Below are 22559 nucleotides of genomic sequence, written 5' to 3'. Positions count from 1 at the left end.
TGTGTGAGAACTAAGGTATTTCTATGTCCATGCCGCAGAGTGGGGACCACCTGATGTCACTCTTGGACAAGAAACGAGCGTATTCTATGATAAATTCTCTTTCATTTCATATTTAATTTCAGCGTATTCGTACATATATGTACTAATAGCCTCTTGAAATTCAGAGAATGACCACATTAAACGTAGAACATGAATAAAATATGACAAGATTTTTTTTATGCGTGGGAGGAGTCTAAATATTGAATGACTTCATGAATAAAGTCATATCCGTAGCGTTCGAACTTTATTTTACCCACGCCAGAGACAGCCAACATTTGGCTAGGGGTGGTGGGAAGCAGCAATGCCATTTCTTGTAAGGTTGCGTCGCTAAATACCATATAAGGGGCTAATTCATGTTCTTCCGCTAATTCTTTGCGTAATTTGCGCAAGCGGCGGAACAAGGCTTTGTCGTGCTGGCCACGGGCTTCCACATGTTGTTCCGACGAAATAGCTTCTAATCTTGGCTTGGCCAAAGTTAATGCGACTTCGCCGCGTAATACTGGGCGCGCTTCTTCCGTTAGTCGTAATGCGCTATGAAAACGAATATCTTGCACTAAAAGCCCGCGATGAATAAGTTGGCGCAGGACTGAAATCCAATACTCCTGCTTTTTATCTTTACCCAGGCCCCACGTACTTAATTGGTCGTGCTGGTAGTCTTTTATTTTTTGCTGCTTACTACCGCGTAATACATCCACTACATGCTGCACACCAAATTGCTGCCCTGTGCGGTACACACAGCTTAAGGCTTTTTGTGCATCCACCGTGCCGTCATATTGCTGTGGTGGGTTTAAACAGAGGTCGCAGTTCATGCAGGGCTTGTCGCGAAATTCATTGAAATAATTTAGCAGCACCAAACGGCGGCACGTTTGCGCTTCAGCAAATAAGCTCATGGCATGGAACTTTTGCCGTTCAACCGCCACTTGCGGCGAGTCGTCTTGTTCATTCAACATACGGCGCACCCAGCGGGCGTCGTTTGGCTCATAAAACATAATGGCTTCGGCAGGTGCGCCGTCGCGTCCGGCACGGCCTGTTTCTTGGTAGTACGCTTCTATACTGCGAGGTAAGTCGTAGTGCATTACGTAACGCACATTAGGCTTATTAATGCCCATGCCAAAAGCTACAGTTGCAACCACAACATGCAAGTCATCGCGTAAAAAGCGGTACAAGGTGCTTTGTCGAATTTCATGGGGCAACCCCGCATGGTAAGCAGCCGCTTTTACGCCTGCACGAACGAGGCGCTCAGCTATTTCTTCAGTGCGTTTCCGGCTACCGCAATAAATAATGCCTGAAGCTCCCGACTGGGTTTTTACATAGTCAACAACTTGGGGCTTATTTCGGTACTTTTCCTGTACCACATAACGAATATTGGGCCTGTCAAAACTTCCCTGCACTAAATGCGGGTTCTGCAAGTGCAGCCTTTCGGCAATGTCTGTGCGGGTCACTGCATCGGCGGTGGCAGTAAGGGCTAAAATAGGCACCCCTGGCAACCAGTTGCGAAGCACCCCAAGTTGGCCGTACTCTGGGCGGAAGTCATGGCCCCACTGGGAAATACAGTGGGCTTCGTCGATGGCAATAAGGGAAATATGTAAGCCTTGTAGGCGCTCAAGAAAATGCGTTTGCAATACCCGCTCGGGGGATAAATACAACAGCTTGATGTTTCCTTCTTGAATACCACGCAGCGTATTCATCACCTCGACCGACTGCATGCCCGAATGAATAGCCGCAGCAGAAATACCAAGCTCTTTTAGCGCCGACACTTGGTCGTCCATCAAGGAAACAAGAGGTGAAATAACCAAGGTAAGCCCGGGAAGAAGCAAGGCAGGGAGCTGATAGCAAAGTGACTTGCCGCCCCCGGTTGGCAGCAGCACCTGGGTGTCACCGCCCGCGAGAACTTGCTGAATAATGTCCGCTTGGCCAAATCGGAACGACTTATAACCAAACACATCCTCCAATAACTGCTGGGCAGCTGCTAAAGAAGGAGCAGCCCCAGGCTGATGGTTGTCATTTTCCATGTGTGCCGACGAATGCGCTACGCTTGAGGTGACCACGTGAAGAGAATGCCTTTGTTAAAGTATGTACCTAGGGATGAAACCTGTTCTCATTGCTTGAGAGTAACATTGTAAGCTTCCCTGATACGAATAACCATGAGTTCCGCTATTGGCTTATTTGACTGCTCAATAATTACACTATATGAAGCTGTTTGTTTCGCTGCAAGCTATAGGTCGTAGCTAAAAGCGGAACTGTATATTCCGCTAGCATTCACACACGGGTATAATAAGTTTTTCTCATTCCAGCGGTTCTAGCTAACAAGGTACTCATGCAAACACAGGCTGCGTCACATCAAACCAAACAGGGTGTTTTCTTTGCTACTGCCGCCTATAGCATGTGGGGTGTAGCACCACTGTACTTTAAAACTGTGGGCCATGTACCCGCGATGGAAATATTAAGCCACCGTATTTTCTGGTCGTTTGGTTTGGTGCTATTGCTGCTTATTGTACTAAAAAAAATGGCGTTAGTGCGTGCTGCACTAAAACAGCCGAAACAGCTAGCACTGCTCGGTTTCGCTACTTTATTAATCGCCAACAATTGGTTTTTATTCATTTGGGCAACCACCAACGACCATGTACTGGACGCTAGCTTGGGGTATTTTATTAACCCACTATTAAACATTGCCATTGGCATGCTGGTGTTTGCGGAACGGTTGCGGCCAATGCAGTGGTTAGCCGTTGGCATGGCCTGCGCTGGTGTGCTAGTGCAGTTAGTTACTTATGGCTCCATTCCTTGGGTGGCTGTGGGCTTAGCCGCTTCCTTTGCTACCTATGGCGCCCTTCGCAAAAAGCTTCCCTTCGACTCACTTACTGGCTTGTGGCTTGAAGTGACTCTGCTGTTACCTGTCATGCTATTTTACTTTGTGTTTTTTGCCGACAGCAGCGCCAGCAACTTACTGCTAAATTCTTGGCAGCTGAATGCTTTGCTAGCAGCGGCAGGTGTCGTCACCACATTGCCTTTACTCTGTTTTACCGCTGCAACCCAGCGCTTGCGCTACTCTACGCTTGGTTTCTTCCAGTACATAGGACCAAGCATTATGTTCTTGCTCGCTATTTTCGTGTTCCACGAACCGCTGCAAATTGAACGTCTCTTCACTTTTTTAATTATTTGGAGTGCCTTAGCTTTGTATTCCTATGATGCACTTCGCACCCATAAGCGGTTAAAAGCGCAGCGTGCGTCGTAAACGGTAGGCCATGCCTGCCAGCATGTTAGTCAAGGGCTGTCAGCCGCGCATAGGCCACAACTAACCATTTGCTACCTGTGGCAAAGTTCACTTGAATTCGGCTTTGAGAGCCTGTGCCTTCATAGTTCAGCACGGTACCCTCGCCAAATTTACTATGCAGCACCCGTTGACCTAGCTTAAAGCCGGTTTCTACAAAGCTTTCATGGGAAACGCCCGTGTGGAATCGGCTTCGGCTTTGGCTTGGTGTTTCCACCCGCACATGCTCACGCACGTTTTCCACATGATCTGGCGGCAGCTCACCAATAAAACGGCTAGGCCTATGGGTATTCATTTGCCCATATAAACGACGAGTTTCTGCGTAGGTAAGTACTAACTGTTCCATGGCGCGGGTCATGCCGACGTAACACAGGCGACGTTCTTCAGCTAAACGGCCCGACTCGGCCGACGATTGCAACGATGGGAAAGTACCTTCCTCCATACCGGTCATAAACACCAGTTTAAACTCTAATCCTTTCGCGCTATGTAGTGTCATAAGCTGCACGGCGTCTTGGTGGGCATCGGCTTGCTCTTCACCCGCTTCAAGCGCCGCATGAGACAAAAACTCTGCCAGTGGAGTCATGCCTTCTTCCCCTGTGGGCACGAAGGTTTCTGTTGCGCTCACCAACTCTTTTAAGTTATCTACACGGGTTTCTGCTTTATCGCTTTTTTCAGCTTGGTACATGGCAAGCAAGCCACTACCATGGAGCACTTTGTCGGTTTGAGCTGAAAGCGACATAGCGTGTGTAGCTTCCTCCAGCTCGTTGACCAAGGTTAAAAAGCCAGTAACTGCGGTACGGGCACGTCCGGTTAATATCTTTTCGTTCACCAGCTGTTGCGCGGCGCGCCACATGGTAGTTTGCTCATTTTTTGCCGCCTCACGTACCAGCCCAAGGGTACGCTCACCAATGCCGCGGGTGGGCGTATTCACCACCCGCTCAAAGGCGGCGTCGTCGTTTCTATTACTTATGAGACGTAAATAAGCAACCGCGTCCTTCACCTCTTGGCGGTCAAAGAAACGCAAACCACCATAAATACGATAAGGTATTTGTGCATACAGCAAACCTTCTTCCAGCACCCGAGACTGGGCATTATTCCGGTACAACAAGGCTATGTCAGACAGCGCCCCACCTTGTTCTTGCCACTGCATAATGCGTGAAACGATATAGCGCGCTTCTTCTTGCTCATTAAAAGCGCCATACAAAGAAATGGGCGCTCCGTCGGCACCATCGGTCCAAAGCTCTTTCCCTAGGCGGTCTTCATTGTTGGCTATCACTGCGTTGGCTGCTTGCAGGATCATATTGGTGGAGCGGTAGTTTTGCTCTAAGCGGATAGTTTCAGCGCTGGGGAAGTCACGCAAAAAATGTTGCAAGTTTTCTACTTGGGCACCGCGCCAGCCGTATATAGACTGGTCGTCATCACCTACAATGGTGACATAGTTTTGCGTGCCCGCCAGCATTTGCACCCAAGCATATTGAATTTGGTTGGTGTCTTGAAACTCGTCCACCAAAATATGGCGAAAGCGTTTCTGGTAATGTTCACGCACATATTTGTTGTCCCGTAGGAGCTCATGAGCCCGCAGTAATAGCTCAGCAAAGTCGACTAAGCCAGCACGGTCACACGCTTCTTGATAGGCCGCATAGACTTCTTTTAAGGTTTTGTCGGTAATATCAAAGGCGTCGATATGCTCGGCACGTAGCCCTTCGTCTTTTTTGCCATTGATATACCACTGCGCCTGCTTAGCCGGCCACTGCTTTTCGTCTAAGTTTAAGGCGCGCAAGATACGCTTTACTAAGCGCAGCTGGTCGTCACTGTCTAGAATTTGGAAGTTTTGGGGCAGTTTGGCGTCTTGGTAGTGGGCCCGTAACAAGCGGTGCGCTAAACCATGGAAGGTCCCAAGCCACATACTGCGCACATCGCGGCCTAGCAGTTGTTCCACTCGCCCGCGCATTTCTGCCGCGGCTTTGTTGGTAAAGGTGACGGCCATAATCGACATAGGCGAGTACTGCATCACTTGAATGAGCCAAGCAATACGGTGTACCAACACACGGGTTTTACCGCTTCCGGCACCTGCTAGAACAAGCATATGCCGCTCATCTGCACTCACAGCATCACGCTGGCGATCATTCATACCGTCGAGAAGATGAGAAACGTCCATAGCCTACCTATTATTGAAAGAAGTATTGAAAAAAGTGTTGGCGCAAGTTTACTGGCCTATGGCTGTATATGCAACCAGTAGTCCCATTACAGCAGGGCCCGCAAGGCTTGAATATTTTGAATGCTGGCATGGGGCAACCAAGTGACGGCGGGTACCCCTTCTGCCGGCTTAAACGGCGAGTTATACCAAAGGGCTTGGGCACCAAAACGCAGTGCTCCCTGCACGTCGCTCACGGGATGGTCGCCAATATGCAGCATGTGACGAGGGTGTTCTAGCTGAATTTTTTCAGCTGCTAACTCAAACATATCCGTGAAAGGCTTGCCACGCACACCCGGCCCCGGGCGCACGGCGGCTGTGAAGTAGTCGCCTATTCCAATACGGTGAATGTCGGCATTGCCGTTGCTTATCGCAATCAGCGTATACTTTTCTGCCAGTTTCCCTAACAAGGTATGTATGTCTTGCTCAATATCAACTTGGTTACGCACTACAAAGAATGCCGCCATGGCCTCGTCGGCAAGGGTTTCCACCTGTGCTACCCCACGCCTTTTAAGCTCCTGCACAAACGTCGCCCGACGCAAAGCCGACATATCACTCGCTAACTCGGCATTTTCTGCAGCGACTTGCTGCCGCAACTCACGCCATTGAGCGACCGTAATATCGGCTAACGCCGGTGCTTTGTCGGCTAGGTAGTCTACTAAATACTGTTCTGCATGAGCCATCACGGGCGCGTTGGCATATAAGGTATCGTCGAGATCAAAACTTAAAATACGAATAGGCTCTAAACGGCGATGAATTTGCCAATTCACTTTGTAACCTCGCTATATGTATGAAATAAAAACAGAGATGTTGCAGAAGTGTTACCCACCTGCTACCTTGAGCTTGTGAGTTGTTTTACCCAAGTTAAACCTAGATTAAACTATCAAATAATAAGGTAAAGCCATGTTTAAACGTTTTATGTTTTATTTTTTATTTAGTTTAGCAGCATTCCCATCTGTAAACTTAGCAAATAGCGATTCATCCGTTTGTAATGCAACCACCTGCATTCATTGTGTAAATTCTTTTTGTGTTATATGCGATCTAAGCTCCGGCAGCTGAAAGCCTGTCATGGAAAAATAAAGATTTATATTGGAGTGAATCATGAGACTTTCCTTGCTCATATTGCTATGTATCATTTACTTACCAAATACTTTAGCTGCTACGAAAAAAGCAGCCATGTCAGAATTACAGCCTCTATTGACAGCACACAAGATAAAAACTGAATACCCTCTCACTCTTTTTTTTAATTCACAGGGTGAGCATACTTACAGCCATGCGGGTACGCTTGACGACTCTTTAATAGCCGTAAACATATCGGAACACAACACCCCCATCTCCACGCTTCACTTTAACGAAATAAGTGAAAAAATACCCGTTAATACACTGGGTAAAAATGGCACGGCTATTTTATTTACCATCGACGAAAACATATGCCCTGCCTGCGCTACTGAAAAGGAAGCATTAGAGCAGTTCGGCAAACATAACTTCTCTAGCGTGTCGCACATACTGGTTGAGTTTAGGTAGTATTGATGAATAAACGTATTCATATTATTTACCTGATTATCATTTTGGGGTTCATTACCGCTTGGTTTTTCGAAAACCAAATATCAGGGCCAGAACAAACTGCTCCGGCCGACACAACAAATTTTATAGAAACTGTTGATAATCAACCTGAATTATTCGGCCTAGGGGCTGAAATGGAGAGATCAGAAGCAGATGAACTATTGGGGTCAGATCCAACCCTCAGCGCGACTATAGAAGGTGAGCCTAAAGCCGTTCATGAACCAGCTATCGTTTTTAACTCAGAGTCAACTCCTGATGTGGCGGCATTAGTACAACAGCAAGTGACGGATTATACAACGCAATATTATGAGCAAGGCTACAATGCTCATTGGTCGTATGTAGCTACACAACAACTCACCGACCTTTTTACTGTACATGCTAAAGAGCTAGAAAAGTTTAATGTGCTAGCTATAGAGTGCAAGAGTTCTATTTGTCAAATAAAAACACATGTTGATGGGCAACCTTTTATGGCCCTGATGCATTTGCAAAAGTTGCTGGTGGAACAAGGCTGGTATGATGCAAGCGGCGAAACAACCATGACTATAAAGAGCGACGGCGAACCTCATGAGATTTATATTGCTTGGGGTGGTTAAAACGGTCGCAATAAACTAGTCTTTCTTTTTAGCCCGCGGGTGCGCGTCGTCGTAGACCTTAGCCAAGTGAGCAAAGTCCACTTGGGTGTACACTTGCGTGGTACTTAAATTGGCATGGCCGAGCAGTTCTTGCACAGCACGCAAGTCACGGCTCGACTCTAAAATATGTGTGGCAAAGCTGTGCCTTAATTTGTGGGGGTGCACATTTTCGGTCACGCCCTGGCTTATGCCCCATTTGCGCAAGCGTAATTGCACGGAGCGGGCACTAATGCGCCGCTGTTGTTTGCTTAAAAACAAGGCTGGGTCACTGGCACCCGCCCAGGTACTGCGCTCGGTCAGCCAAAGCTCCAACCAACGCTTCGCTTCTTTGCCCACAGGCACAATACGGGTTTTTCGGCCTTTACCCAGCACCCGCAACTCGCGGTCTGCATGAATGTCTGCCACATTTAAACTCACTAATTCGGCTAAACGTAGGCCGCAGCTATATAGCAATTCGAACATGGCCCGATCTCGCAGCGCCAGCGGGTCATTCGGCGGAATTTCAAGCAGTTGCATCATGGCGTCGACATCAAGGTTCTTGGGTAACCGCTTGGGGGCTTTGGGCGCTTGCACTTGGCGCGCCGGGTTCGACATAAGAATGCCGTGTCGAAGCAAGTCGTCGCAAAACGAGCGTAAGGCCGACAAACGCTGCTGAATGGTGGCTATGCCGCTGCCTTTACGCCGCCACAGCAGCACCAACTGTTCGACATCGGGTGCGGTTAACTCAGGCCAGTCAGAGAGCTTAAGGTAAACCAGGTCTTGCACGGTTTGGGTCAGCTGCCGGCGGTAGCTGGCCACACTGTGAGGCGAATAACCACGGACCTCCGCTAAATAAGCACAGTAGCGATCCACCTCGGTTTGCATGGGTTACTCCTGCTCTGCCAACATGCGTGGCAAAATAACGCTCAACAGTGCTTGTAGCTGGGTCATCAGCAAGTAATCCATGTCTGGTTCAAAGTGTGCTGGGTTTTTACTGCCAAAGGCCAGCATGCCTAGTTCCTGATGTCGCCCAAGCAACACCAAGGCCACCGACTCGACTTGCTCGTCGCGGAACAAGAGCTTTTGTTCTTCTTTGCTGATACGCCCTAAATAAATGCTGGTGTCTTTAAAACGCTTGCTAAGCAACTGCTTATGCGTGTCTGAAGCAAATGAATATTGCTCTGGCAATTCAATGGGACTGTCAAAAAACTTCAAGCTCAATTCTGGCAAGGCAAATTCCTGTTTAAAGGTTTCTTTCATTTTTGCCAGAATGTCGTCCAGTGTTTCACACTGCAGCAACTGCACATACAAGGCACTATAGCCTTTAAAAATTTGTTCGTTGCGGCGCGCATTCACCATTAACGATGTAATTTCTTCTTCTAAAGCAGCAACCTTGTCTCGTAACACACGCTGCTGTCGTTCAATCAAGGAAACGGTACCTGCTTGCTGATGGCGCAGGTTCATTTGGCTTAATAGATGTTCGTGCTCGACAAAAAAATTCGGGTGTTGTTCTAAATACTCCACCACCATTTCAGCACTTAAAACGTCGCCCATTAAAGGTTCGGCAGTCGATTTTTGATCACTCATAGGGTTAATTGTCCGTCGTATACATGTTCCGCTGGGCCACGCATCCAGACACTTTGCCCGCGTTGCCAAGAAATTGTTAAGCTACCACCGGGCAAACTAATGGTTGCCGGTGACATCAGTTTGCCTTGTAAAATACCCCATACGGCAGCCGCACAAGCCCCCGTACCACAGGCACGGGTTTCGCCTGCCCCGCGTTCGTAAACCCGCAGCTGCGCACTGCGCTCACCGGTTAATTGCATAAAACCTATGTTCGCCCCTTTCGGGAAACGCTCGTGGTACGTCAGCAGGGCCCCCACTTCGGCAACCGGGGCTTCCTGTACATTTTCCACCAGCATGACACAGTGGGGGTTGCCCATACTCACAGCGCCACACAGGAAGGTTTGCTCTTCGGCCCGAAGAATATAGGTGAGCTCTTCTTTATTTGCCTTAAAGGGTATGGCATGGGGGGCCAGCTGTGGCTTGCCCATATCCACACTTATTTGGGTTTCACTTTCCACTCGAATGCGAATGACACCACTTTTGGTAGACACCGTAATGGTGTCTTTATTGGTCAGCCCTTTCATGCGCACAAAGCGACCAAAACAGCGAGCACCATTACCGCACTGTTCGACTTCGCTACCGTCGGCATTGAAAATACGATAGTGAAAGTCTACATCCGGGTCGTAAGGCGGCTCCACCAGCAGCAACTGATCAAAACCAACGCCTAAATGGCGGTCAGCAAGCTGCTTAATTTGCGCTGGATTAAAAAAAATGTTCTGGGTGACATTGTCGACCACCATAAAGTCGTTGCCAAGCCCATGCATTTTGGAAAAGTACATTTGCATTCAATTGCCTTTAATTTTCCGGGTCCGCCGGTTCTTTGTCATTTACTGGCGGGGGGTCAGGTAAGTATAAAGGTCCTTTTTGCCCACACCCGACAATAGAAAACATCACTAACATAAGCAACACTGTGAGTTTCGTGCGTTTTATCATAAGCCACGTTACACTAAGCTAAAAAGAAGCTCATAATCGCATTCACTGGGCTATTTGTCACCTTTAGCCCTAAAAATACACTCGACTTTACGGTAATGGCGTACTAATGACTTTAAAGCAAACAACGAAACAAACTCTTACCATAGCAACCCGCAAAAGCATGTTGGCCATGTGGCAAGCAGAGCATGTAAAAGCACAACTTGAAGCTTTTCATAGCGACCTCACCGTTGAGCTGATGCCCATGAGCACCCGCGGCGATATTATTTTGGACACGCCGCTTGCGAAGATTGGCGGGAAAGGCTTGTTCGTCAAAGAGCTTGAAGTGGCGATGCTGGAAAACCGTGCCGACCTTGCTGTGCATTCCATGAAAGACCTACCGGTGGAATTTCCTGAAGGCCTAGAGCTTGCCACTATTACCAAGCGTGAAGACCCGCGAGACGCCTTTGTTTCGAATAAATACAAAGGGTTGGCCGACTTGCCCGAAGGCGCTATTGTGGGCACGTGTAGCTTGCGCCGCCGCTGCCAAATAGCTGCAGCTTATCCCCATTTAGTGATTCAAGACTTACGCGGCAACGTGCAAACTCGGTTAAGAAAGCTCGACGACGGCGAGTACGACGCGATTATTTTAGCGGCTTCTGGGTTAATTCGCCTAGAATTAGAAGAGCGCATTACCTCCTTACTGTCCGTGGAAGAGTCGCTACCTGCGAACGGCCAGGGTGCCTTAGGTATTGAATGTCGCAGCGACGACGCACGTGTAAAAGCGTTACTAGCCCCGTTAAGCGACGCTGACACTCGTGACTGCGTACTGGCAGAGCGTGCTATGAACCGAACCTTACAGGGCGGCTGCCAGGTGCCCATTGGAGCTTATGCAGTACTTGAAGGGGACACCCTTTGGCTACGCGGCTTAGTGGGTGACCCAGACGGCAAGCATGTGCTTCGCGCGGAACTCAGAGGCCCACGGGAAACCGCTGAAGCTATGGGCAAACAAGTTGCACAGGACTTACTCGCACAAGGAGCGGGTGACATTTTACAGGCTGTCTATTTAACCAAGGATAACTAAATGAGCCGAGGCGTATTAATTATTCGTGCCGAGCAAGAGCAAAGCGCTCTTGAACTCAAACTACGTGAACGTGGGTTGGATGCCTATTGTCATTCAATGGTCGATATTAATGCGCTACCGCCTACCGACGCGGTGAAAGAACAGTGGTTACAAACCCATTGGGACGGCATTGTCGCCGTTAGCCCAAACGCCACCCGCTTTTTTAACCGCATTGTAAATGAGGCCGCCTGGCCGAAAGCCCGCAAACACTACTTTGCTGTAGGTCCAGGCACAGGCGAGCCCCTGTTAAATTTTTCTAAATATCCAGTAACTTGGCCAACCACAGCGCATAATAGTACAGCCCTGCTTGAGCTGCCTGAGCTACAGCAGGTGGATCAAGAGCAGTGGCTTATTATTAACGGTGCGCCTGGCCGCAGTATTATTCCAGACACGCTGACGGAGCGTGGGGCCCGCGTCACCATTGCAAGCGTGTATGAACGTGTACCTAAAACGGGCGAGCGCGCGCACATTCCGGCAGATTGGTTTGAACAGATCGACCGTATTCTGGTCAGTAGTAAAGAGCAGGCCGAGTTGTTGGCCGCGCATTTACAACACGCGCAAAAAACCGATTGGGGAAAAAGCTGTCATTGGGTGGTGCCGAGTGAGCGAATTGCCGACGCCATTCGACCACTGGGCGTTCCTGAGGCGCATATCCACTTTGCCGCCAGCGCCATGGCCGACGACCTTGTAGCCGCTGCTGTGCCCATTCACACTATTTTGCCAACACCTGAGAGCGACACTTCCATGCCAGACACTGACAAACCAGACACAGCAACAAAAGAAGTAAAAGCAAAGAGCAAAACGCCGAAGCAACCAAAACCTGCCAAACAAGCCAGCAAGGGCTCTGGCTTTTGGACAGGCTTTTTCTTGGTGGTGCTATTGCTTTCTGTTGTGACCTTGGGCGGTGGCGGCTGGTATTTATGGCAGCAACAACAAAGCATTCAGCAGCGCACAGCACAAGAGTTTGACCAATTACGCACGCGTCTTTCTGAGGCGCAGCGCACCGATGCTGAATTTGAAGCACGCTTAACGGCTCGCTTACAACAAGACACACAAGCCAAACTCAACCAACAGAAGCAAGAGCAACAGCAAGCGCTGCAAAACCTGCGCGATCAGCAGGAAACGCAACAAACTCGCTTGCGCCAGCAAGTAGCACAGCAAGAGCAAGACTTATTGCGTTTAAGTCAGCGGGTTCGCGCTTCGGAAAACCGTAACCAAAACGGCTTATTGCTTAGTGAAGCCTATGACCGCGTTACTGTGGCAGTGCAGCGGTTGAGTATGGGTGGTAGCGACGTAGCCATTGCTATGAACCTACTGAAGTCTGCAAAAGAAATACTCGAAGCCGATAGCACCAGCTACCAAACGATCATCGACCAGCTTGAGCGCGACATTGCCATGGTTGCCGCAGTCCCCACCATTGACTACACAGGGGTTATGCTGCTTCTGCAAGAGCTACAAAAGCAGGTGCATAGCCTGCAAGTACACAATGGCAAACTGGACACAGAGACACCCGAAGAGCCTGCTGAGGTGACCAGTGAGGTTAGCAATTGGCGCGACAACTTAGCCAATGCTTGGCAAGCCTTAAGCGCTGACTTAGTTCGCATAGAGCGCAATGCCGAATTGCCCCTGCGTATTAATCAAGAGCAGCGGCTGGCTTTGGTAAGCCGTATCGAGCTACAGCTACAGTTAGCGCAAAATGCGCTCCAGCGTGGACAACAAGAGATATATGCCACAACCCTTGAAGAAGCCTATACCTTAGTGAGTGATTACTTCTTGGCAGAAAGCACAGGTACCCGTCAGTTTTTAAGTGCTTTACGTTCGATAAAAGACCTCGATATAACCACCGACTACCCCACCAGCCTGATCTCGCGGGCCATGTTGCGCGAACGTTTACACGACTTAGAAAGTGCCATGCCTGCTGTAACGGAGGGCGCGAATGATTAAGAGTGCCTTACTGGTTTTAGCCATTATCATTGGCTTACTGACCGCACCTTACTGGAGTGGAAATACTGGCTATGTCATGGTGCAGCTTGCAGGCTATACCATAGAAACCAGCGTAGTCGTTGCTGTATTTATTCTTGCGCTTGGTTCATTCCTGGTGTGGTTGCTGTTGCGCTTCCTGCGCCAGCTAATACTCAGCAAAGTGGCCACCAAAAAGTGGCTGCAAGCACGGCGCGAACAAAAAGCCATTCACTTACTACGTAACGCGCTTGACGCCTGGTTAAACCGCGACTTTCAAACCAGTGCCGAGCTTGCCGACAAGAGCAAAAAGCACCATCCCGACCCACAGTTAGCTTATGCGCTAGCTGCGGCGGCCTATGGCGAGGCCGGTGCCAACACCGACCAAAAGCGTATTTTAAGCGAGGCCAAGTTAGCTGGCTTTACCGGGGAAAGCTTAGAAGTCTTGCGCTTGCTCAGCACCGACGATGCCGCCGAAGCCCTAGACCTGGCCGAACGCTTAAGCGCCCGGAAAAAATTAACTCCCGCATTGTGGCGTGCCATTGCCGAACAGTTAGCCCGGTTTGAGCATTGGGGCACCCTGCGCGAACTCTTACCTCGCATTGAAAAGCAACAGGCGCTACCTGCCATTCGCTTACACAAGTTAAAACGGCTTTGTTACCAAGCCCTGTTTAAGGCTGAGCTGTCTCTGGAAAGCCTAGAAAACTGCTGGAAAGGCCTGTCCAAAGCCCAGCGTCGTACGCCCGCTATTCGCATTGCCTATATTGAAGTGTTAGTGATGAAAGGGCACCACAGTGTTGCGGCTAAAGTGACCGAGCGTGGTCTGAAGCGTAACGAGTTAAAGCTTCACGAGATTGTTGCCTTAGCCCCTGAGTTATGGGCAAAAGACAACGCCTTAAATAACTGGGCTGGCCAAGCGGTGAAAGACAACCCAGACAGTGCCGACGCCTTAAAACTTTATGCAGCGACGCGCTTTATAGAAAAAGAGTACGAGCTAGCGGAACGGGCGCTTCGGGAAGCTCTCGTCATTCAACCAGAGCCCTATGCGTACCGCCTGTTAGGCGAAACCTTGCTGGCTGCAAATAAGCCCGACGGTGCTTTACAAGCTTTTCGTAAAGCTAGTGGATTACAGTAACTGGAGGGCGGATTGCGTAAAGCATGGACCGTATTCTTTGCCTTCGTTCTTCTTTTTGCCTCTAAGGTATATGGGCAAGAAGAAACCGAAATCAGCCGGGTGTTCGTTACAATTGAAGGCCTCAATGGCCGAGTGCTCACTAACTCTGCCTTGCTTTTGCGTATTTACGAATACCATTCTAAAGTGGCACCTGGCGATGGTCGGGTGCGTTATTTACACAACCAAGCCGAACGTGACTTCTTCCGTGCTCTCACCCCCTATGGTTACTATAACTACCAGCTCAACAGCCACTTAGAAAAACGGGATCATGATTGGTATGCCACTTATACCGTCGCCTTAGGTGACCCTATTCCCATTGGCAATGTGAGCATTCAAATTAAAGGAGCTGGCGAACAAGACCCTTCCTTTCAAAAGCTCATTAACAGACTGCCCATTCGTTCGGGTGCTCCTTTGCTGCACTCTGATTATGAAAGCGCCAAGTCGCAGCTACGGCGGCATGCCTCGGAGCGGGGCTACTACCAAGCCGCTTATCAAACCAGTACCTTGCGTATCGACGTGGAAAGCTACCAAGCCCATATTGAACTGATCTTGAATACCGGGCCTCGTTATCAATTCGGAGACATTCGCATTGCTCCAGGCCATTTAGACGAAGACGTTATGCGTCGCTTTATTCCCTTTGAGAAAGGCGATAACGTGTCGGCGACGGAGCTTATTAACCTGCAACTAGGCTTGTCCGATAGCGACTATTTTAGCCGGGTTGAAGTACAACCGCTCTGGACCGAAGCCTCAGACAAACACCAAGTACCTGTTAATATTGAATACGAGCCCAACAAGCGTACCCATTACCAAGTGGGACTTGGTTATGGGACAGACACAGGAGCGCGATTAAAATTCGAGCAGAACAGACGCTGGGTGAATACCCGAGGGCATCGCTTCAATGCGCAGCTACAGGCCTCAGAAATTCTGACCAATATTGGTACCCGCTATGTTATTCCAGGTTCACAACCACAGTCTGATCAGTATATTTTACGGGCTTTGTGGACCGACGAAGACAGTAGCACCATTCGTTCTGAGCGTTTTACCTATGGTGCCAGCTGGCAGAGTCAGCGGGAGCGTTTACAACGTATTTACTCCATCGATTGGCAAGACGAGCGTGACTATTTTGAAGGGGACATTCGAAAAACCCAATACCTAATGCCAAGTGCCCAATGGACGCGTGTCGAAACCCCGAACCGCCTGAATGTGCTTGACGGTTGGCGGCTTTCTTTGACCCTGCGGGGTGCTACAAAACAGTTGTTTTCTGACTCCGACTTCTTGCAAACCCTTGCTTCAGCCAAGTATGTGCATTCCTTTGGCAGCCGCACCCGAGCGCTTGCTCGTATTGAGCTTGGCACCTCGATTACCAGCGACTTTGACCAAGTTCCTACTTCATTACGGTTTTTTACTGGGGGCGACCGCAGCGTGCGTGGCTATGCCTACCGTTCCATTTCCCCCCGCAATGACAACAACGAGGTGGAAGGTGCACGCAACTTGGTGGTGAGCAGCCTCGAGTTCGACTACAGTTTTCGTCCGAACTGGCGTGTGGCCGCTTTTGTCGATGCGGGTAATGCGTTTAATGACATACAAGAGTCCTTTAAAGTGGGTTTAGGCTTTGGCTTTCGCTGGCAAAGCCCGATAGGCCCTGTCCGTTTCGACTTTGCTTCAGGCTTGTCTGATCCTGGCGACTCATTACGTCTGCATTTAACCATAGGACCCGACTTATGAAGCTAAAATACCCACTTTATTGGCTTGTAAAGGCGGTGACCTATCTTGTGGCTGCCGCCATGGTCCTACTCATTCTGTTGCTTTTTTTGTTAAACACTGAGCCGGGTAGCCGCTTTACGCTCGACCAAGCCCAGCGCTGGGTTGAACCCTGGGTTCAGTATGAGTCTTTTGAAGGGGCCTTATTGCACGATTTCACTTTACAAGGTGTTGAAGTAACTGCGGAAAACGGAACCCAAGTTTATATTCAATCGATTCGGCTTCGCTGGTGGCCTTGGCAGCTTCTGCAGCAGCAGGCGCATATTCGCTTGTTCGATGTAGCCGGAGTAGAAGTGCAGCTTGCCACGACAGAAGCGAGCTCAGACAACAGCAACAATGCCATTGTGTTGCCTCATGTAGAGCTCAACTTTAATGTGCGCGTTGACCAGCTGCTTATTGAAAACGCGAGCATACATATGCCCGCTCGCTCTTTTCAAGTTCACCGCCTGCAAACCCGAGGGCGCTTCGAAAACAACCAATTACGCATTCACGACTTCCAGCTCAGTATGCCTGAAGGCCACGCTCAGCTGCAGGCGAAGGTCACTCCCCAAGGGAATTACCCGGTGAACCTTGAGGGCCAAGTTCACACTACGGTGCCACAGGTTGGCCCTGTTTCCAGTGAGCTTCATATCAGCGGGAATGTGCAAGAAGCCCTGCACGGGCGTATTGAGTTAACGGACAACATCGGCGCTCTGATTGAAGGTCAGATAAACCAAGCCACATCGGGCCAACCAAGATGGCAATTAGAGGCCTCTGTTTACCAGTTAAACCACCCTACAGTGGCCGAGTATGTGAGTGAGTTTACACTTCAGTTTGACGGCGCTGGCAACCTGGCAGAGGCCCGTGGCAACTTACTCGCAACCGCCACAGCCCATGACTACGGCTTTCTTAGCGTGCGCAGCACAGCGCGTTATACACCCGAGCGGATCGAGTTTGATCAGCTTCAAGTAAACGCTAGTGAACTTGCTTTGGATACGAACATAACAGGGACAATTCAACGCGCCTCCGACCAGCTTACCATGCAGCTTGAAAGCACCACTTTGTGGGCCGACTATCCTGAGCTTGCAATGCAGCTGAGCTACCAAGGCAGCACTCAGCATGTGGATGACCTGAGCCTTACCCTGTCCAGTGAACGCGGTCATTTCCAGCTGACAGGCGCGGGCGAATGGCGGCACACGCCACGCTGGGATCTAGCCCTCACCACTGAAAATGCGCAGTTAAGTTTATTTCCTTTGCCGAAGGCGGTACGGCCTTATTTGGCTGAAAGTCAATTAACCAGTCATATTCTTTCGCAAGGCGTATGGGGCCAAGCGGAGCAACAGCTTCACCTTGAAGTAAAGCAACTCAACACCACCGTTGAGCAACAAGCTTTATCGGTTCAAGCCCAAGCCAGCCTAACGCAGCAACAGCTGAGCCTCAGCATGCTTGAGGTCACTTTAGGCGACGGCGCGGTCAGCGCAACGGCTCAAGGAACGACACAACAATTCGAAGTTCAGCTTGCTGCCGAACAATTCACTTTCATGGAGTATGCCGTCGACACTTTGACATCCGAGTTCTCCGTCGATACCACCCTGACCCAACTACCCACAGGGCATATTCAGTTTAGCGGCCTGCGTATCGGTGACAGTGCCCCCTCTCTCGCTGCCGAAGCCGCTGTTACCTTTGACACTAGCTACTCCCTTGAGGCAAGCCTTACCAGCGAGCCTGTGCGTGCCCGTTTAGCCCTGACCGGTGACTGGCAGCAGCATCAATGGCAAGGGCAGTTAACCACTCTGGACGTGGACAGCCAAGAATACGGACGCTGGACACTGCCTAGTGCTACCGCCATAGCGTATAGCGCAGAAAGGGCATTGGTAGAGCCCTTTTGTTTACGTGTTGAGAACCGACCGACTCATATTTGTGCAGAGTTAGGCTGGCATGCAACCAATAACACCTTGTTAGCCGACCTAGATATTAACCAGGTTGAACTGTCCTTGTTAGGGCCGCTGCTGCCTAATGCGCTAACCGTGGAAGGGGCCGCCGATATTCAATTGCGCTTCCAACAACAAGATGCACAACGTAATTACCAGGGGGAGGCTTTTCTACATGATGTCGGCTTTCGCTTACCGGCCCAAGACATTCATTTACGCTTTGCCAATGGTGAGCTGTTTCATTTCCAAGGCGACGAAACAACAATGGACGGGCGACTTGGTTTAACCACAGATGCTGTCGCTGGCGGTTTACAGGCTGAGTTTAGTATTCAGCGCCCATTTGACGAGGCCACCATAGACGCGAGGGCGACGCTCGACTTCAATACCCTCACCATTGTCAGCATATTGGTACCGGATATTCAAAATGTTGAAGGAAAGCTCGACGGCAGCTTTAACCTGTCTGGCCCCTTATTCAAGCCTGCCATTGGTGGCACCATGACCATAAGTGAAGGCGCGGCGGAAGTCCCTGCCGCCGGCTTGCAGTTATCTAACTTTAACGTGCTAGTCGAGTCACCCCGTGCGGTTGACGCACCATTTTTAATGTCAGCTACAGCGCGTTCCGGTGAGGGTGATTTATTCGTTACTGGCCAGTACGATCTCGCTAACCACCTTGCAGAGGTCAATATTTCAGGCTCAAACTTTACCGCAATGAACAGCCGTGAAATCCAGCTTGTGGTCAGCCCTGATGCGCAAGTGCGAATAGGTACCGACCTATTACAGGTACGAGGTGAATTAAACGTAGACCATGCACTTATTACACCGCCTGACTTCGACTCAGTGCAGTTAGCTTCTGCTGACACCATGATTGTACGAGGCGACGAAACCTTGTGGCAAAACACCACGAGCAATACCGCCGATGTGGATATACAGGTGAGCCTTGGCAACGACTTCCAGGTAGCCGCCTATGGTTTTGAAGGGCAGCTAACAGGCCAGTTACGGGTTATCGAAAAACCAAACCAAGAAACCACAGCGGTTGGCACCATACAAGTGGAGCAAGGGGAGTACGAGCTGTATGGCCAAAGCCTTACGATTGAACGTGGCAACCTAGTGTATACCGGTGGAGTGGTGTCGAACCCTGGTCTCGACTTACGGGTCAGCCGAACCTTTGCGGTTGAGAATGTCACTGTCGGCGCCCGCATTGGCGGCGCCCTACAAGAGCCACGGTTTAATTTATATTCGACGCCCACCATGCAAGACGCTGAAATTCTTTCGTACTTAGCTTTTGGAAGAGGCTTTGGTGACGAAAAAAGCGAAGACGAAAACATGCTGCTCAAAGCCAGCTTAGCGTTAGGTATGCAGGGTGGTAATTTGTTGGGTGAACGCTTAAGCGCTTCTTTGGGGGTTGACGAAATTATGCTTGATGCAGGCGATACACTTGAAAGTACCTCGCTCTACATAGGCAAGCATTTGTCGCCACGTTTATATATTCAATACGGCATTGGCTTAGTGGAGCCAGTGAATACCTTCTTTATTCGTTACCGTCTTACCGATTACTTAAACTTTGAAACACAAACCGGCACCTTAGGGTCAGGTGCCGATCTGTTTTACAGTATTGAACGTTAGCGTGTTTTCGCAACACCAATAACGCCACATAATAGCCTTGAGCCGGCATTTCCTACCGGTTGGCTGGTTAGGTCGTCGTGCTGTGAATGAATAACCACGGCACGCCCTAAAATATTATGGGCTCCTTCCATTGCCAAAGCTGTGTCGGCAAGCTCTACCACGGCGACACCTTGCGCATTTGACTCAATGTTCCCTAAGTCGCCCACATGCCGTTCCGAAGAGTCAGGGCCGCCATGGGCTGTTTCTTGTGGGTTAAAGTGGCTACCGGCAGAGGTTGCATCAGGGGCACTGCAATCACCAAACTCATGCACATGGAACCCATGGGTACTGTTTGCAGGCAAACCTTCTACATGCACGCGTATGCTTACATGCTGTGGCTTTTGCTCGAAGTGAATAGTGCCTTGAAGGCCTTCATTACCAGCAGTTGGCATTAAGTGTGCGCTGTAGGTAGTGCCTGGAACGACTGGCGTAATGTGATGGTGGGGTTCTGAATTACAAGCAGAAAGGCTCGCAACCAGTGCGAGCCCTATGAAAGTGCGTTTTAACATAGTCGTCTCCTCTGTGATGAAGAGACTAGCTTATCATACTAAGGTCATAGAGATAGGCTGTTGACGTACACGTGCTTTTTGCAGCTTTCGCAGTACTTCGCCAGGCATGCTTTTCGGCAATTGAACCGTCGCGTGTTTGTCGAAAAGCTGAATTTCACCTATGTATTTACTGTCTAGGTTGCCTTCATTGGCAATAGCGCCTACTAAGTCACCTGGACGTGCACCGTGCTGTTTACCAACCGCTACGCGATACGTGTCAAACTCAATGTTCATACGCGGCTTACGCTCACGAGCACCTGGCTTGCCTTTACGGTCAAAACGGCCACCACGGTCGCCGCGATCACTACGACGACCCTGACGGTCGCGAGGGTTAAAGTCACTACGACTATTACGGTCACGACGTGGTGCAGGCTCTTCTTTCACAATCAATGGACGCTGTTTTTGGAACTCATAAAGTAAAGCGGCAGCCACATCTTCTAAAGTACGCTCTGAACCCTCAACAATTTGGTTCAACAGCGACGCCATTTGTTCCATATCTTTTTTGTCCATCACGCTTACTAAAGCTTCTTGTGCTTTGGTAATGCGGTGTTTGGTCAGTTCACGGCCACGTGGCACATCAATCATTTCAATGCTGCCGCTGGTGGCACGCTCGTAGCGCTTCAGCATGTACATTTCGCGTGGACGCACGAAGGAAATAGACTCACCAGAGCGTCCTGCACGGCCTGTACGACCAATACGGTGTACATACGACTCGGCGTCTTGTGGCAGGTCATAGTTAATTACATGCGTTACGCCAGGGACGTCTAAACCACGAGCAACAACGTCTGTGGCCACAAGAATACGAACTTTCCCTGCTTTCAATTCGTTTACCGTTGCTTCACGCTGGTCTTGGTTCATGTCACCATTCAAACCAGCGGCTGCGAAGCCACGGTCGCGCAAATGACTTGCTAGGGTTAGCGTGTCTTGGCGAGTACGTACAAATATCAGTACTAATTCATAGTTACTGGTTTCTAAAATACGCTCTAAGCCTGCGTCTTTCGTTAGGCCCTGAACACGCCATGCTTTTTGCGCAATATTGGCTTTATTTGCTTGGGTAGAAGCAATTTTTACATGCACAGGGTCTGTTAAGAAGGTATTCGCAATTTTGCGAATTTGTGGCGGCATGGTGGCTGAGAACAAGCAGCGCTGTGCAGTGCTTGGTACCTGTTCCATAATCCATTCAATGTCTTCTAAGAAGCCCATGTTTAACATTTCATCGGCTTCATCCAGCACGGCTACTTTAAGCTGGCTTAATGAAAGAGTGCCTTTACGTAAATGGTCCATTAAGCGGCCTGGTGTACCCACCACAACTTGCGCACCACCGCGCAGTAGTTTCACCTGTGGGCCGTATGCTGAACCACCATAAACAGTCGCCACATTCAGGCCACGCATGTTTTTACCCATAGCTTCAATTTGCTCTGCTACCTGAATAGCAAGCTCACGTGTTGGTGCAACCACAAGCAGCTGCGCACCACGTACTTTTGTGTCGATATTTGCAAGGGCAGGTAAACCAAAAGCTGCGGTTTTACCTGTACCTGTTTGTGCCTCACCTAGAACGTTTTTGTGTGCAAGCAACGCTGGAATAGATTGCTGCTGAATAGGCGTTGGGCTTGTGTAACCCATTTCAGAGATAGCACTAAGAATTGGCTCTGGTAATTCCAAAGCTGAAAAGGTATTAAATTCAGTCATATTTTTCCCACTAATAAACGACCGTCACCGAAGACGGAAATCTTATTTAATCAGACTCGGCATACAGATCGCTTTCGCGCTGACCGCGAAGGGGCGCTGATAGAACCAAGGCTGGGCATTGGCGTTCTTCATGAACGCAACCGACAACTGCCCCTTAGACCCTGTTCTCATGTGAGCGGGTTTTTCATCTACACCGCTTCTTAAAGTTGCCAGGCTTGAACGCCTGCAAGATAGGGGACCACTGTCATTCTTTTCCACTTAGTTACCCAAGCGGACACGCATTCTAACAGGACGCAACACAAACTGTTGTTGTTTGTTTGTTAATTCGTCAGGAGCGGTCAATTCACCGACAGCCCATGTTATTCACGGCAGGCGGTGCCTGCCCTCCGCCCTTCAGGTCGCTGCAAGCAGCGCTCAAAACCGCTCCCTGCGGTTTTGTCACATGCCCATGCTCGAGTAAATACACGCTTTAGAATACAAATAAAAAAGCCCCTCGCTTTCGCGAAGGGCTGTTTTATTTGAA

General features: G+C 49.7%; 17 protein-coding genes. 8 read left to right on the top strand and 9 right to left on the bottom strand.

Annotated elements, in window-relative coordinates:
• Positions 1-215 precede the first annotated feature (215 nt).
• Positions 216-2051 (bottom strand): DNA helicase RecQ, encoded by a 1836-nt coding sequence (recQ, locus tag CWE15_RS10920; protein WP_126758145.1) that lies wholly within the window; start codon positions 2049-2051, stop codon positions 216-218.
• Positions 2052-2356: 305 nt separating this feature from the next.
• On the opposite strand from recQ, the gene rarD reads away from it, so the two are divergent.
• Positions 2357-3271 (top strand): EamA family transporter RarD, encoded by a 915-nt coding sequence (rarD, locus tag CWE15_RS10915; protein ID WP_126758128.1) that lies wholly within the window; start codon positions 2357-2359, stop codon positions 3269-3271.
• A 25-nt stretch (positions 3272-3296) separates the two neighbouring features.
• Here rarD and uvrD read toward each other — a convergent pair whose 3' ends face one another.
• Together uvrD and CWE15_RS10905 are read right to left on the bottom strand one after the other, a co-directional pair.
• On the bottom strand, positions 3297-5465 hold the full coding sequence (uvrD, locus tag CWE15_RS10910; protein ID WP_126758127.1) for a DNA helicase II: 2169 nt from the start codon (positions 5463-5465) through the stop codon (positions 3297-3299).
• A gap of 86 nt (positions 5466-5551) precedes the next feature.
• Positions 5552-6271: an HAD-IA family hydrolase gene (locus CWE15_RS10905; RefSeq protein WP_126758126.1), complete on the bottom strand. Its 720-nt coding sequence runs from the start codon at positions 6269-6271 to the stop codon at positions 5552-5554.
• A 406-nt stretch (positions 6272-6677) separates the two neighbouring features.
• On the opposite strand from CWE15_RS10905, the gene CWE15_RS10900 reads away from it, so the two are divergent.
• Positions 6678-7025: a hypothetical protein gene (locus CWE15_RS10900; RefSeq protein WP_126758125.1), complete on the top strand. Its 348-nt coding sequence runs from the start codon at positions 6678-6680 to the stop codon at positions 7023-7025.
• Between the two features lie 5 nt (positions 7026-7030).
• Entirely contained in the window at positions 7031-7657 is a 627-nt protein-coding gene (locus CWE15_RS10895) for a hypothetical protein (protein ID WP_126758124.1), read from the top strand.
• 15 nt (positions 7658-7672) lie between these two features.
• Here CWE15_RS10895 and xerC read toward each other — a convergent pair whose 3' ends face one another.
• Genes xerC through lptM form a run of 4 tightly spaced genes read right to left on the bottom strand, consistent with a single transcriptional unit; the run spans position 7673 to position 10234 of the window.
• A complete protein-coding gene (gene xerC, locus CWE15_RS10890) occupies positions 7673-8560 on the bottom strand; it encodes a tyrosine recombinase XerC (protein WP_126758123.1) in 888 nt (295 codons plus the stop codon).
• Positions 8561-8563: 3 nt separating this feature from the next.
• Positions 8564-9262, bottom strand: a complete 699-nt coding sequence (locus CWE15_RS10885; protein ID WP_126758122.1) for a DUF484 family protein — start codon at positions 9260-9262, stop codon at positions 8564-8566.
• Positions 9259-10086 (bottom strand): diaminopimelate epimerase, encoded by an 828-nt coding sequence (dapF, locus tag CWE15_RS10880; RefSeq protein ID WP_126758121.1) that lies wholly within the window; start codon positions 10084-10086, stop codon positions 9259-9261. Before dapF ends, CWE15_RS10885 begins: the two co-directional genes overlap by 4 nt.
• 10 nt (positions 10087-10096) lie before the next feature.
• Positions 10097-10234, bottom strand: a complete 138-nt coding sequence (gene lptM, locus CWE15_RS10875; protein ID WP_126758120.1) for an LPS translocon maturation chaperone LptM — start codon at positions 10232-10234, stop codon at positions 10097-10099.
• A 106-nt stretch (positions 10235-10340) separates the two neighbouring features.
• Between lptM and hemC the strand changes: the two genes are divergently transcribed.
• From hemC to CWE15_RS10850, 5 genes are read left to right on the top strand one after another with little or no spacing between them, the layout of a single operon-like run.
• Positions 10341-11294, top strand: a complete 954-nt coding sequence (hemC, locus tag CWE15_RS10870; protein ID WP_126758119.1) for a hydroxymethylbilane synthase — start codon at positions 10341-10343, stop codon at positions 11292-11294.
• On the top strand, positions 11295-13277 hold the full coding sequence (locus CWE15_RS10865) for a uroporphyrinogen-III C-methyltransferase (protein ID WP_126758118.1): 1983 nt from the start codon (positions 11295-11297) through the stop codon (positions 13275-13277). It begins immediately after the preceding gene.
• Positions 13270-14427, top strand: a complete 1158-nt coding sequence (locus CWE15_RS10860) for a heme biosynthesis HemY N-terminal domain-containing protein (protein WP_126758117.1) — start codon at positions 13270-13272, stop codon at positions 14425-14427. Before CWE15_RS10865 ends, CWE15_RS10860 begins: the two co-directional genes overlap by 8 nt.
• A 12-nt stretch (positions 14428-14439) precedes the next feature.
• Positions 14440-16191 carry an autotransporter assembly complex protein TamA gene (locus tag CWE15_RS10855; protein WP_126758116.1) on the top strand — a complete coding sequence of 584 codons (1752 nt, stop codon included), beginning with the start codon at positions 14440-14442 and terminating at the stop codon, positions 16189-16191.
• Positions 16188-19760, top strand: coding sequence for a translocation/assembly module TamB domain-containing protein (locus CWE15_RS10850; RefSeq protein WP_126758115.1), 3573 nt, complete (start codon positions 16188-16190; stop codon positions 19758-19760). The genes CWE15_RS10855 and CWE15_RS10850 overlap by 4 nt, the downstream gene beginning before the upstream one ends.
• Here the strand turns inward: CWE15_RS10850 and CWE15_RS10845 are convergent.
• Entirely contained in the window at positions 19757-20308 is a 552-nt protein-coding gene (locus CWE15_RS10845; protein WP_126758114.1) for a superoxide dismutase family protein, read from the bottom strand. The two genes, CWE15_RS10850 and CWE15_RS10845, sit on opposite strands and share 4 nt — an antisense overlap.
• 33 nt (positions 20309-20341) lie before the next feature.
• Entirely contained in the window at positions 20342-22036 is a 1695-nt protein-coding gene (locus CWE15_RS10840) for a DEAD/DEAH box helicase (RefSeq protein ID WP_126758113.1), read from the bottom strand.
• Positions 22037-22559 lie beyond the last annotated feature (523 nt).

This window comes from Aliidiomarina taiwanensis (assembly GCF_003987015.1).
Classification (GTDB): Bacteria; Pseudomonadota; Gammaproteobacteria; order Enterobacterales; family Alteromonadaceae; genus Aliidiomarina; species Aliidiomarina taiwanensis.
Note: the sequence above shows the minus strand (reverse complement) of the source record. Positions and strands in the feature narration are given on the sequence as shown.